4 protein-coding genes are annotated in these 14,287 nt (G+C 74.3%); 1 reads left to right on the top strand and 3 read right to left on the bottom strand.

The annotated features are described in order from the left end of the window. The 3 genes from G5C65_RS17335 to G5C65_RS17325 all read right to left on the bottom strand — a co-directional run. Positions 1-845, bottom strand: an 845-nt coding sequence (locus tag G5C65_RS17335; RefSeq protein WP_338146482.1) for a beta-ketoacyl synthase N-terminal-like domain-containing protein, incomplete at its 3' end; no start/stop codon positions are given. A 208-nt stretch (positions 846-1,053) separates the two neighbouring features. After that, positions 1,054-2,982 carry a hypothetical protein gene (locus G5C65_RS17330; RefSeq protein WP_165299757.1) on the bottom strand — a complete coding sequence of 643 codons (1,929 nt, stop codon included), beginning with the start codon at positions 2,980-2,982 and terminating at the stop codon, positions 1,054-1,056. Then, on the bottom strand, positions 2,967-3,770 hold the full coding sequence (locus G5C65_RS17325; protein WP_165299756.1) for an ABC transporter ATP-binding protein: 804 nt from the start codon (positions 3,768-3,770) through the stop codon (positions 2,967-2,969). Before G5C65_RS17325 ends, G5C65_RS17330 begins: the two co-directional genes overlap by 16 nt. Positions 3,771-4,367: 597 nt before the next feature. Between G5C65_RS17325 and G5C65_RS39305 the strand changes: the two genes are divergently transcribed. After that, on the top strand, positions 4,368-14,287 hold a 9,920-nt coding region (locus G5C65_RS39305), incomplete at its 3' end, for a type I polyketide synthase (RefSeq protein WP_165299755.1).

Below are 14,287 nucleotides of genomic sequence, written 5' to 3'. Positions count from 1 at the left end.
GCCAACACCTGATGCCCGTTGCGCCGCGCATCCGACAGCCGCTCCAGCAGCAGCAGACCGACGCCCTCCGACCACCCCGTCCCATCCGCCGCCGCCGCGAACGGCTTGCACCGCCCATCCGCCGCCAAACCGTCCTGCCGGTCGAACTCAAAAAACATGTCGGGGCCAACCATCACGGTCACCCCGCCGGCCAGCGCCAGCTCGCACTCACCCGACCGCAGCGCCTGGCCGGCCAGATGCAGAGCGACCAGCGACGACGAACAAGCAGTGTCGACCGTGACCGCGGGCCCTTCGAGCCCGAAGACGTAAGCGACACGGCCCGAGACCACGCTCGTCGCGTTACCGGTGCCACGGAAGCCCTCGCCGATGTCGGGCAGTTGGGTGTTGCCGTAGCCGGAGGTGGCCGCCCCGGCGAAGACGCCGACGCTGCGGCCCTTCAACGAGCGGGGGTCAACTCCCGCTGCCTCGAACGTCTCCCAGGCGGTCTCCAGCAGGAGCCGCTGCTGCGGGTCCATGGCCACGGCCTCGCGCGGCGAGATGCCGAAGAGGTCGGGGTCGAAGTCGGCGGCGTCGTGGACGAAGCCGCCCCTCGCCGCCACGTCGGCCGGGAGGCGGGTCGACCAGCCGCGGTCGGTGGGGAACGGCGTGGTGCCGTCGCTGCCGGTGCTGACCAGATGCCACAGGTCGGCGGGAGAGCGTACGTCGCCGGGGAGTCGGCAGCCCATCGCGACGATGGCGATCGGTTCGCTTTCCCTGGCCTCCGCCGCCTGCAGGCGGCGGCGCGTGTGACGGAGATCCGTCGTCACGCGCTTCAGATACTCGACGTACTTCTCTTCGTTCTCCACCCGAATCCACCTTACTTCCGGGGCGGCGGGTAGAAATGGCCAACAAAAACCCGGCAGCCCACAGCGACCCGATAATCAAAGGGGCCGCGGAGAACAGGGACCGATCTTACTTTAGAAGGTTGGGGTCTTGAATCGGCAACCCCTAACCGACCCCTGATCGAACGGGAGGAGATGAATTACCGGAGAATAGTTGATTCGCCGGGTCGGCTCAGACCGGTTCCGGTTCTTTGTGATCGGTGCCGGGTGGATCCGCGACTTCTCCGTCGGCTTCCGGCGATTGGCCGTTGCGGGGTCGGCGGCTCCTGCCGGAGGAGAGCCGGATGGCCCGGGTGTACAGCGCGAGGCCGATGGGGATCATCACCGCGGCGCACACCCAGGACCAGGGGTGGGGCAGATAGAGGGCCAGGAACCAGGATTTCGCCTGCTGGCCCGAGAGCAGGAAGAGCAGGGGGAGCAGGCCCTGGGGGACGAGCGCCAGGGAGCCGAAGATCCAGGACAGGACCACGGTGGCTTCCTGGCGCTTGGTCAGCACCGGCTTGGCGCGCGCGCCGACGCCGGGCTCGTCGGCTGTCTTCGTGGGGCTGTCGGGCCGCCCGGTCCGCACGAGGAAGAGCAGCTCGGGGCCGTTCGCGGTGAGCCGGTCGGCGGCGATCCGGCCCAGCCATCGGGCGAGCAGGACGCCGGTGGCGACGCCGATCGGGGCGCCGAGCCAGCGCAGCGCGGGGCTGTCGAGGAGGGTTCCGGTGGTGACGGCGGCGGCCGCCGGCAGGGCGGGGACGAGGGCGACCCAGAACAGCGCGTTGGACTGCCCGGTCGTGTCGGCCCGCTCCAGTGGGTTGTCAGGGCGCTTGTGGGCGTCGGGGCCGGGCACGAGAGCCGTGACCGAGGCGTAGGCCATCAGGCCGACACTGCCGCCGAGCAGGGCCGGCGCGAGGGCGGCGACCCAGGGCCAGGCCCAGGAGTACCCGCTGTAGGCCGTGAACGCGATCGACACGGCGGTGGTGATCGGGCCGAATATCAGCACGAAGGCCCACTGCCGGCCGCGGACGTCGGCGCGCTGGCTGCCCGTGGTCAGGGTGAGCCACAGGCTCGTGCCGTCCTGGCTGTAGAGGTTGTAGGCGCATACGGCGGCCATCACCGGCAGGGCCGGGCCGGCCCAGGGCAGGAGGCCCTTGGCGGCGAAGGTGAGCGGCAGCAGCGCGGTGCCCAGGGCCCAGGCGACGGCGGTGACCGCCATGGTGACGCGTTGCGGGTCGCGCAGCCAGGTCCGCAGTTCCTTGCGGAGCACGGCTCCGGTCGTGCCCGAGTAGAGGCCGCGCGCCGGTGGCGCACCGCGGGCGCTCCCGCGTACGACGGATCGGCCCTGGCGGGGGCGGTTGAGCGCACGGCTCCAGGTGAGCAGCAGCAGCGCGCACAGGGCGAGGAGTCCGGCCAGGGCGCCGAGCGACTGCCACCAGTCCCCCCGGCCTGCGGCGTCGACGGCGACCACGCCCCATCCGGAGGGGAGGACGCGGACCGCGGTCGACACGAAGGTGGAGAAGCCGTTCTCGAGCACCCGCGAGTAGGCCACCGCCACGATGAGCATCCAGCCGGACTGGGTGAGTACCAGCATCCCCGCGAACAGCACGCCGGTGATGGCGGCGCCGAACCGGGAGCCGGCCACCGCGCCGAACAGGGCGTGGGTGACGCGCGACAGCAAGACCACGAACACCAGCTGCGCGGCGGCGGCCGGAACCGAGACCAGGGCCGGCGCCGCGCCGGTGCGGATGCCGTGGACGACGAGGCTGAGGAAGGCCAGAGCGGTCACCACGGTGGTGATGCCGACGAAGGCGGCCGCGAGCAGCCCGAGGGCGAGCCTCCGGCGCTCCAGCGGCAGCAGCGCGAACTGGTCGACCCGCAGGACCGGCGAACCGCCCCACAGCGGGCCGACCATCCAGCCGAGCATCCAGAGCAGATAGGTCGTGGCGAGCAGATCGGCGGTCAGGCCCGGCGTGTCCAGCCGGGCGAACGCGAGGGCGATGGTGGCCGCGGCGAATACGATCCCGAAGACCCCGCCGATGACCATCCAGGCGGCCTTGCCGCCGGTCATGGAGTTGCGGATGATCCGCAGCTTCATCCGGATCAGGACGCCAGCCACGACAGCTCTTCCCCCGGCTTCGTGTCGGCCCCGACGAGGCGGCCGAACGCCTCCTCCAGTGTGCTGTCGCCGCGCACGTCGTCCAGCGGCCCCGCGGCTATCACGTCGCCGTCGGCCATGACGGCGACCGTGTCGCAGAGCTGCTCGACCAGGGCCATGACATGGCTGGACAGGATGACCGACCCGCCGGAGGCGACGAAGCCCTGCAGGATCGTCTTGAGCGCGAGGGCCGAGACCGGGTCGACCGCCTCGAACGGCTCGTCGAGCACCAGCAGCCGCGGCCGGTGCAGCAGGGCGGTGGCGAGCCCGATCTTCTTGCGCATCCCGGTGGAGTAGTCGACGACGAGGGTGCGCTCGGCCTCGGTGAGCTGCATGACCTCCAGCAGTTCGCAGACCCGCCCGGTGAGCTCGTCCGGCGCGATGCCGCGCAACTGGCCGATGAAGGTCAGGACTTCGCGGCCGGTGAGCCGCTCGGGCATCGACAGGCCGTCGGGCAGCACGCCCAGCAGCGTCTTGGCCTCGACCGGGTCGGACCAGACGTCGGCGCCGAAGACCTCGCAGCGGCCGCCGTCCGGACGCAGCAGGCCGACGGCCATGGACAGGGCCGTGGTCTTGCCGGCGCCGTTGGGCCCGACGAGGCCGAAGAAGGAGCCCCGCGGGACGGTCAGGTCGACGTGCCGGACGGCGACGTTGTCACCGAACTCCTTGCGCAAGCCGGTCAACCGCAGCGCCGGGGGCCCGTCGACGGGCCCGGACTCCGTCTCGTCGGAGTTCTGCCCTGTGAGCATCCCGTTTCCTTCCTGTCGACGGGTACGGGGCGCACCGAGCTCGGCCAGCAGGTCGCAGCGGCGACGGGAGACGAGCCGACGGGGGCGTAGTCCGGACTTTCCAGCATCACATGGCGCGTGTCCCGCTCACAGAGCCTACGCGGCGCAACCCCCCTACCGTGAACCCCTATCTCATGCGGTGCCCGCAGGCGCCGAGTCGGCACGCGGCGCACGAGGCGGTGCGGCGCGCGGGGGTGTCGCGAATCGGATGCGGGGTCACGGTGGACGTGAGGATCGCGGTACGCGGCCGGCGCGTTCCGGAAGTTCCGTGAGCCGCATCTTGTGAGTCGCATCAATCCACCGGCATCGCGCGGGATAAGGAAGCGCGGGCGCTAAAGTTCGGACTCTCCTGGACTCTCCCGGACTCTCCTTCATGCAGCGATGATACGGCCACGATACGGCGATGATACGGCGGCGATCGAAAGAGCCCGCTGAAGATCTCTAGGGGCCGGACAAGGCTCGCATAGGGGTTGGTGCTCTGACACGTCCTGGCTAGGGTCGAGCCCAACCGGTTTATGGCAGCGGTATTCATGGCGCATTCGAGGTGGTTGAGTTTCCATGCCTGAAATCACTGCCGAAACGCACGACGCAGTAGCCGAAACGCACGACGCGGCAGCCCGCGACGCGGTGGCCGTGGTCGGGCTGGCCTGCCGACTCCCCGGCGCCCCGGGCCCGGACGCGTTCTGGCGGCTCCTGCGGGACGGGGTGGACGCGGTCGGCGAGATCCCGGCGCACCGGTGGGACTTCCCCGAGGGCGACCCGGAGGGCGACCTCGCCGTGCGCCGCGGCGGATTCCTGGACCGCGTCGACGAGTTCGACCCCGGGTTCTTCGGCATCTCGCCGCGCGAGGCCGCGGCGATGGACCCGCAGCAGCGGCTGATGCTGGAACTGAGCTGGGAGGTCCTGGAGGACGCCCGCATCGTCCCGCGGCGGCTGACCGGCAGCCGGACCGGCGTGTTCGTCGGCGTCATGAACAACGACTACGCCACCCTGGGCCACCGCGCCGGCCTCACCGCCGTCGGCCGGCACTCGCTGACCGGCGTGCAGCGCGGCATCATCGCGAACCGGGTCTCCTACGCCGTCGGCCTGCGCGGCCCGAGCTTGACCGTCGACGCCGGGCAGGCATCGTCGCTGGTGGCCGTGCACATGGCCTGCGAGAGTCTGCGCCGCGGCGAGTCGACGCTCGCGCTCGCCGGCGGCGTCCACCTCAACATCGCCGCCGAGAGCGCCGTCGCCGCCGCGGCCTTCGGCGCGCTCTCGCCCGACGGCCGCTGCTACACCTTCGACGCCCGGGCCAACGGCTATGTCCGCGGCGAGGGCGGTGTCGTTGTCGCCCTCAAGACCGTCGCCCAGGCCGTCGCCGACGGTGATGAGATCTACTGCGTCATCCGCGGCGGCGCCGTCAACAACGACGGCGGTGGCGACAGTCTGACCGCGCCGGACGCCGAAGCGCAGGCCGAGGTCCTCCGCACCGCGTACCGGGCCGCCGGCGTCCGGCCGGAGCAGGTGCAGTACGTGGAACTGCACGGCACCGGGACGGCGGTCGGCGATCCCGTCGAGGCGCGGGCCCTCGGGGCCGTACTCGGCGCCGGGCGGCCCGCGGACAGCCCCCTGCGGGTCGGCTCGGCCAAGACCAACGTCGGTCACCTGGAGGGCGCCGCCGGGGCCGTCGGGCTGCTGAAGGTCGTGCTGTCCCTGCGCAACGGCCGGCTCGCGCCCAGCCTCAACTTCGTCAGTCCGAACCCCGCGATCCCGCTGGACGAACTCGGTCTGAGCGTCCAGACCGAGCCGGCGCCCTGGCCCGCCGGCGCGGGGCCGCGCACCGCCAGTGTGAGCTCCTTCGGCATGGGCGGCACGAACTGCCACATGGTGCTGACCGGCTGGGAGCAGCCCCGGCCGCAGGACCCCGAGCGGCCCGCGGCGCCGGGCACGCCCGTGGCCTGGCCGTTGTCCGCGCGGAGTGACGAGGCCCTGCGCGACCAGGCGCGGCAGCTGGCGCGGCACCTGGCGGACCGCGACGACCTGCACCCCGCCGACGTGGGGTTCTCGCTGGCCACGACCCGGTCCGGATTCGACCACCGGGCCGTCGTCGTCGGCCGGGACCGGGCGGAACTGCTCGGCCGGCTCGACAGGTTCGTCCGCGCGCAGCCGGACCCGGGCGTCGTGGGCGACGTCGCCGGCCGCGGCGGGCTGGCGTTCCTGTTCACCGGCCAGGGGGCGCAGCGCCCGGGTATGGGAATGGGGCTCTACGAGGCGTTCCCGGTCTTCGCGGAAGCCTTCGACGCGGTGTGCGCACGCCTGGACGCACGGCTGGACGCGCGTCTGGACGGGCGGCTGGAGCGTCCGCTGCGCGACGTCCTCACCGACGGCACCGGCCTCGACCGGACCATGTGGGCGCAGACGGGCCTGTTCGCGCTCGAAGTCGCCCTGTACCGGCTCGTCGAGTCCTGGGGCGTGGTCCCGGACGTACTGCTGGGGCACTCGCTCGGCGAGATCGTCGCGGCGCACGTCTCCGGGGTGCTGTCGCTGGACGACGCGTGCACGCTGGTGGCCGAGCGCGGCCGCCTGATGCAGGCCCTGCCGGCCGGCGGGATGCTGACCGTACAGGCGGCCGAGGCCGATGTCGCGGACTGCGGCCTCGACATCGCGGCCGTGAACGGGCCGCGTTCGGTGGTGCTGTCCGGCGGCGTCGAAGCGATCGGCCGCTACGCCGCCGAGTGCGCCCAGCGGGGCTGGAAGGCCCGCGTCCTGACGGTGTCGCACGCGTTCCACTCGGCCCTGATGGAGCCGATGCTGGAGGAGTTCGGCGCCGTGCTCGCGGGACTGGCGTTCCACCCGGCGCGCGTTCCGATCGTGTCGAACCTGACCGGTGCGGTGGCCGAGCCGGGCCTCATGCAAGAGCCCCGGTACTGGCTGCGGCAGGTCCGCGACACCGTCCGCTTCGCCGACGGCGTCGCCGCCACCGCCGAGCTGGGCGTCACGCGCTACCTGGAACTCGGCCCCGACGGCGTGCTCGCCGGCATGGCGCGCGCGAGCCGCAGCGACGGCCCCGTGCTGACAGCGGCGCTGCGCCAGGGCCGGGACGAGGCCGAGACGCTGCTCCGCGCGCTGGGGCGGATGCACGCGGCGGGCGTGGACCTGGACTGGGCAGCGCTGCTCGCCGCCCACCGGCCCGGCCCCGTCGCCCTGCCCACCTACGCCTTCCAGCGGCGCCGGTACTGGCTCGACGGCCTCCCGGCCCGCTCGCGCACCGCCGGACCGGAACCGGCGGCCGAGGAGACGACACCGGCCCCCGGCCCCGCGGTGTCGGCGCCTGCCGCGTCGGCGCCCGCTGCGGCAGGCGGCGACTCCCGCGCCGTGCTGCGGCTGATCCAGGACCACGTCGCCGCCGTGCTCGACTACGACAGCCCCGGCGACATCGACGCCCGTCGGACGTTCCGCGACCTCGGATTCGACTCGCTCACCTCGGTCGAGCTGCGGGATCGGCTCGCCACGGCGCTCGCGCTGCCGCTGCCGGACTCGCTGCTGTTCGACTGCCCGACCCCGGGCCGGCTCGCCGAGCACCTCCAGGACCGGCTGCGGGGCGGCACGGAGCGCGGCCCCGGGCCCGTCGCTCCGGCCGCTGCCGCCGATCCCGTCGATCCCGCCGAGCCGATCGCGATCGTCGCGATGAGCTGCCGCTACGCCGCCGGGATCGGGACACCGGAAGGGCTGTGGCAGTTCCTGCTCGACGGCGGCGACGCGATCGGCGCCTTCCCCGCCGACCGGGGCTGGGACACCGAGGAGATCTACCGCGACGCCGCCCCCGGCGCGGGCGGCCCGCTGCGGCCGGCCGGCGCGTTCCTGGACGGCGCCGGCGACTTCGACGCCGCGTTCTTCGGCATCTCGCCGCGCGAGGCGCTGGCGATGGACCCGCAGCAGCGGCTGCTGCTGGAGACCGCGTGGGAGGCCGTCGAGCGCCTCGGCGTCGACCCGGACTCGCTGCGCGGCAGCCGGACCGGCGTGTTCGTCGGCGCCACAGCCCAGGACTACGGTCCGCGCATGCACGAGGCCCCACCGGACCTGGAGGGCCATCTGCTGACCGGCGGCACGCCGAGCGTCGCCTCCGGCCGCATCGCGTACACGCTCGGGCTGGAGGGCCCGGCCGTCACCGTCGACACCGCGTGCTCGTCCTCGCTCGTGGCCCTGCACCTGGCCAGTCAGGCGCTGCGGGCGAACGAGTGCGGGATGGCGCTGGCCGGCGGCGTGACGCTGATGGCGAGTCCGGGCATGTTCACCGAGTTCAGCCGCCAGCAGGGACTGGCCCCGGACGGCCGCTGCAAGCCGTTCGCCGCCGACGCCGACGGCACCGGCTGGGGCGAGGGCGTCGGGCTGCTGGTCCTCGAACGTCTCTCGGACGCGCGACGCCTCGGCCACGACGTCCTCGCGGTCATCCGCGGCAGCGCGGTCAACCAGGACGGCGCTTCCAACGGCCTCAGCGCGCCGAACGGCCCGTCCCAGGAGCGGGTCATCCGGCAGGCGCTGGCCCATGCCCGGTTGACGAGCGCCGACGTGGACGCCGTCGAGGCCCACGGCACCGGTACCGCGCTCGGCGACCCCATCGAGGCGCAGGCGCTGCTGGCCACCTACGGCCAGGACCGCCCGTCCGGCCGTCCGCTGCTGTTCGGCTCGGTGAAGTCGAACATCGGGCACACGCAGGCCGCCGCCGGCGTCGCAGGCGTCATCAAGATGGTGCAGGCCATGCGGCACGGCGTGCTGCCCGGCACCCTGCACATCGACGAGCCCACCCGCCGGGTCGACTGGTCGGCCGGCGAGCTGCGGCTGCTGACCGAGGCGACGCCGTGGCCGTCGCTGGGCCGGCCGCGCCGCGCCGCCGTCTCCTCGTTCGGCATCAGCGGCACCAACGCCCATCTGATCCTCGAAGGCCCCGCCGAACCCTCCCAGCCCTCCGAGTCCGCCGAGCCCGCCGCTGCGGGGCGCGCGGGGGAGCCGTCGGCCGTCCCCGTGCTGGTCTCCGCGCGCGGCGACGCTGCGCTGCGCGCCCAGGCGGCCCAGCTGGCCGAACTGCTGCGCGGCCAGCCGGACCTCGACCTCGCCGCCCTCGGCCACGCCCTGGCCACCGGCCGCGCCGCGTTCGACCGGCGGGCCTGCGTCGTCGCCGCCGACCGGGACGGGATCCTCGCCGGACTCGACGCGCTGGCCTCCGGGCTTTCCGCGCCCGGCACCGCCGAGGGGACCGCGGGCCGGCCGGACGGCACGGTGTTCGTCTTCCCCGGGCAGGGCTCCCAGTGGGCCGGAATGGCCGCGGCCCTGCTGGACTCCAGCGAGGTCTTCCGCGACGAGATCCACGCCTGCGCTGCGGCGTTCGAACCCTACGCGGACTGGTCGCTCGTCGACGTGCTCCGCGGCGCCGAAGGGGCGCCGTCCCTGGACCGGGACGACGTGGTCCAGCCGGCCCTGTTCGCGGTCATGGTGTCGCTGGCCGCGCTGTGGCGCTCGGCCGGCGTCGTACCGGCCGCGGTCGTCGGCCACTCCCAGGGCGAGGTCGCCGCGGCCTACGTCGCCGGCGGCCTGACGCTGCCCGACGCGGCCCGGATCGTCGCCCTGCGCAGCCGGTGCGTACGGTCCCTCGCCGGCACCGGCGGCATGGTGTCCGTGCCGCTGCCCGCCGCCGACGTCGAGTCCCGGCTGGCCCGCTGGAGCGGCCGCCTCGGCATCGCCGCCCTCAACGGCCCGTCCACCACCGTCGTCTCCGGCGCAGCGGAAGCACTCGACGAGCTGCTCGCCGCCTGCGAGGCCGAGACGATCCGGGCCCGCCGCCTCCCCGTCGCCTACGCCTCCCACTCGTCCCACATGGACGCCGTCCGCGCCGAACTCGTGGACGCACTCGGCTCCGTCGTTCCGCGCACCGGCGACGTCGCGTTCTACTCCACCGTCACCGGCGAGCTGCTGGACACCGCGGACCTGGACGCCGGCTACTGGTTCCGGAACCTGCGCGAGACCGTGCGCTTCGAGTCGGCGGTGCGCGCCCTGCGCGACGCGGGCCACGACGTGTTCCTCGAAGCCAGCGCCCACCCGGTGCTGACCGCGGCCGTCGCCGACACGCTGGACGCCATGGGCCGGCCCGGCGCCGCGCTGGGAACCCTCCGCCGCGACCACGGCGACCACGACCAGTTCACAGCCGCCATGGCCGCCGCCTGGACCCACGGCGTCCGGCCCGACTGGACGACGGTGTTCGCCGCACCGGCACGCAGGGTGCCGCTGCCCACCTACCCCTTCCAGCGCGAACGCTTCTGGCTCGCCCCGGCCCCCTCGCGCGCCGGAGCGGACGCGCTCGGCCTGGACGGCACCGGGCATCCGCTGCTCGGCGCGATGGTCGACGTCGCCGAGGACGGCACGCTCGTCCTCACCGGCCGGCTGTCGCCGACGGCCCAGCCGTGGCTGGCCGACCACGTACTCCTCGGCCGGGTCGTGCTGCCCGGCTCCGTCCTCATCGACCTCGCGCTGTACGCCGGCCGGCAGTGCGGGCACCCGCACATCGACGAGCTCACGCTGCAGACGCCGGTGATCGTGCCCGAGGACGGGCCGCTGCACCTGCAGATCGTGGTGCTGCCGGCCGACGACGCCGGGCTGCGGCCCCTCACCGTGCACTCCCGCCGCGCCACCGGCGCCGAGCCGTTGCCGTGGGCCTGGCACGCCACCGGCGCCCTCCGCGCCACCGGTGCCGCACGGACGCCCCGGCCGGCCGGGGACGCCTGGCCGCCCCCCGCCGCGACAGCCGTCCCGCTCGACGGCGCCTATGCCCGGCTCGCGGAACTCGGCTACGCCTACGGCCCCGCGTTCCAGGGGCTGCGGGCCTGCTGGCGGCAGGGCGAGGAGCGCTACGCCGAGGCCGCCCTGCCCCACGGCGACCCGTCGCAGGCCACCGGATTCGAACTCCACCCGGCCCTGCTCGACGCGGCGCTGCACGCCCTGCTGCCCCTCGACGGCGGTCCGGCCGATCCCCGGCTCGCCTTCAGCTTCCACGGCATCCACCTGCACGCATCGGGGGCAACCGCCGTGCGGGCGCACATCGGCGCCCCGGACGGCAACGGAGCGGTCACCGTCGAACTGACCGACCCGTCAGGCGCCCCGGTGGCCACGATCGAAGCGCTCGTGCTGCGCCCGGTCGATCCGCGGCAGCTCGCCGACGCGGCGACCGGCCCCGACCCGCTGTGGCGCCTGGAGTGGGTGGCGCTCCACGACAGCGCCCCGGCCGCCCCCGGCGACTGGGCGCTCATCGGCGAACCGGCCGCCCCGACCGGCACCCCCGCCAGGCACTACAGCGACCTCGCCACCCTGCAGACCGCCCTCACCGCCGGCGAACCAGCCCCGGAAGCCGTCGCGCTGCACCTCGCCGGAGGCGTCGACGACCTGGTTGACGACCCGGTCGCCGACCCGGTCGCCGACGCCCACCGCGCCGCCCTCGACGCACTGACCCTGCTCCAGCACTGGCTCGCCGACCAGCGCCTGACCGACACCCGCCTCGTGCTGCTCACCCGCGGCGCCGTCGCCGTCGGCAGCGACGAGGACGTCCACGACCTGGCCGTCGCCACGGCCCGCGGCCTGGTCCGCACCGCACAGGCCGAGCACTCCGGGCGGTTCGCGCTCGTCGACCTCGACGAGGGCGCCACCGTCGACCGGGCCCTGGCCGCCGCGGTCCAGCGGGACGAGCCGCAGCTCGCGCTGCGCGGCGAACGCGTGCTGGCCCCACGGCTCGCCCGCGCCACCGCCACCACCACTGCTCAGGAGAGCCCCGTCGAACCCGGCGGCACGGTTCTGATCACCGGCGGCACCGGTGCCCTCGGCCGGCTCATCGCCCGGCACCTGGTCGCCGCGCACGGCGCGCGCCACCTCGTGCTCGCCAGCCGCAGCGGCGCCGAAGCCGACGGCGTCGCCGCCCTCACCGCCGAACTCACCGGACTCGGCGCCGACGTCACCGTTGCCGCCTGCGATGTCGCCGACCCGCAGGCGCTCCGGGCGCTGCTCGACGGCATCCCCGCCGAGCACCCGCTGCGCGTGGTCATCCACGCCGCAGGCGTCGTCGACGACGCCCCGGTCGGCACGCTCACCCCCGACCAGCTCGCCACGGTGCTGCGCCCCAAGGCCGACGCCGCCTGGCAGCTGCACCAACTCACCGCGGACCTCGATCTCGCGGCGTTCGTCCTCCTCTCCTCGCTCGCCAGTACGATCGGCACCGCAGGACAGGGCAGCTACGGCGCGGCCAACACGTTCCTCGACGCCCTCGCCCAGCACCGGCACGCCCTCGGCCTCCCCGCCGTTTCGCTGCTGTCGGGGCTGTGGGACGACGCCGGCATGGGCGGCGGGCTCGGCGAAGCCGACCGGGCCCGGCTGGTCCGCACCGGACTCGCACCGATGCCCGCCGACCAGGCGCTCGCCCTCTTCGACGCGGCACTGTCCGGGCCCGGTGGCGAGCCGCTGCCGGTGCCCGCCCGGCTCAGCCTGCCGGAGCTGCGCGCCGCCGCGCAGACCGACCCCGACGCCGTCGCGGCGCCGCTGCGCGGTCTCGTCCGCGCACCGCAGCGCAGCGCCGCCGCTCCCGCGGCACTGAGCGACCTCGGCCGGGACCTGGCGGCGCTGCCGGAGGCCGAGCGGCACCGCACCGTGCTCGGCCTCGTCCGCGGTCACGCCGCCACGGTGCTCGGCCGCACCGGCTCCGGGAACGTGGACGCCGCCCGCGCTTTCAAGGACCTCGGCTTCGACTCCCTCATCGCGCTGGAGTTCCGCAACCGGATCAACACCGCGACCGGTCTGCGGCTGCCCAGCTCGATCGCCTTCGACCACCCCACGCCCGAAGCGCTGGCCGAGCACCTGGTCGCACGCCTGCTGCAGCGGCCCGCGGAGTCCGCCGACGCGGTCACGCCCACGCTCACGGCGACGCGCACCGGCGAACCCGTCGCCGTCGTCGCCATGGCCTGCCGGTACCCCGGCGGCGTCGCCACGCCCGAGGACCTCTGGCGGCTCGTCACCGACCAGGGCGACGTCATCTCGCCCCTGCCCGACAACCGCGGCTGGGACCTGGACGGCCTCTACCACCCCGACCCCGACGCGCCCGGCCGCTCCTACGCCCGCGAGGGCGGATTCCTCCTCGACGCCGACCGGTTCGACCCGGCCCTCTTCGGCATCTCCCCGCGTGAGGCCCTGGCCATGGACCCGCAGCAGCGGCTGCTGCTGGAAACCGCGTGGGAGGCGTTCGAACGCGCCGGCATCGACCCGACGAGCCTGCGCGGCAGCCGCACCGGCGTCTTCGCCGGCGCCGCGGCCCAGGAGTACGGCCCCCGGCTCGACCAGCCGCTGGAAGGGTACGAGGGGCACCGGCTGACCGGCGGCCTGGGCAGCGTCGCGTCCGGCCGTGTCGCCTACGCTCTCGGGCTGGAGGGCCCGGCGGTGACGGTGGACACGGCGTGTTCGTCGTCGCTGGTGGCGACGCATCTGGCGGCCCAGGCCCTGAACAACGGCGACTGCGACCTGGCGCTCGCAGGCGGCGCAGCGGTGATGGCAGGCCCCGGCCTGCTCGTCGAGTTCAGCCACCAGCGAGCCCTGTCCCAGGACGGCCGGTGCCGGGCGTTCGGCGCGGACGCCGACGGCTTCGGCCTCGGCGAGGGCGTCGGCCTCGTGCTGCTGGAGCGGCTGTCGGACGCGCGGCGCAACGGGCATGAGGTGTTGGCGGTGGTGCGGGGCAGCGCGGTGAATCAGGACGGTGCGTCGAACGGTCTGACGGCGCCGAGTGGTCCTTCGCAGCAGCGGGTGATCCGGCAGGCGCTGGCGAGTGCCCGGCTGGCGGCTGCGGATGTGGATGTGGTGGAGGCGCATGGTACGGGGACGCGGCTGGGGGATCCGATCGAGGCGCAGGCGTTGCTGGCGACGTATGGCCGGGAGCGTGGTGCGGGTGGTGAGCCGCTGTGGCTGGGTTCGGTGAAGTCGAACATCGGGCATGCGCAGGCGGCTGCGGGTGTTGCGGGTGTGATCAAGATGGTGATGGCGTTGCGGCACGGTGTTCTGCCGTCGACGCTGTATGCCGAAGAGCCCTCGACGCATGTGGACTGGTCCGCGGGCGCGGTGGAGCTGCTGACCGAGCCGCGGGGATGGCCCGAGGTGGACCGCCCGCGCCGGGCGGCCGTGTCGTCGTTCGGGATGTCCGGCACGAACGCACATGTGATCGTGGAGCAGGCACCCGATCCCGAGCCCGAGCCGCTGTCGGACCCTGCGACACGACGGGCACCGGAACTGGTGCCGTGGCTGGTGTCGGGGAAGTCCGAGTCCGCCCTGCGGGCGCAGGTGGAGCGGTTGCGGTCGTTCGTGGCGGAGCGGCCGGAGCTGGACGCGGTGGATGTCGGCTGGTCGCTGGCGGTGTCGCGGGCGGCGTTGGAGCACCGTGCGGTGGTGGTGGGGGCGGACCGGGATGAGCTGCTGGCGGG

Source organism: Streptomyces boncukensis (assembly GCF_011045075.1).
Classification (GTDB): Bacteria; Actinomycetota; Actinomycetes; order Streptomycetales; family Streptomycetaceae; genus Streptomyces; species Streptomyces boncukensis.
The sequence above is the reverse complement of the archived record's forward strand: the minus strand, read 5'-3'. Positions and strand labels throughout refer to the sequence as shown.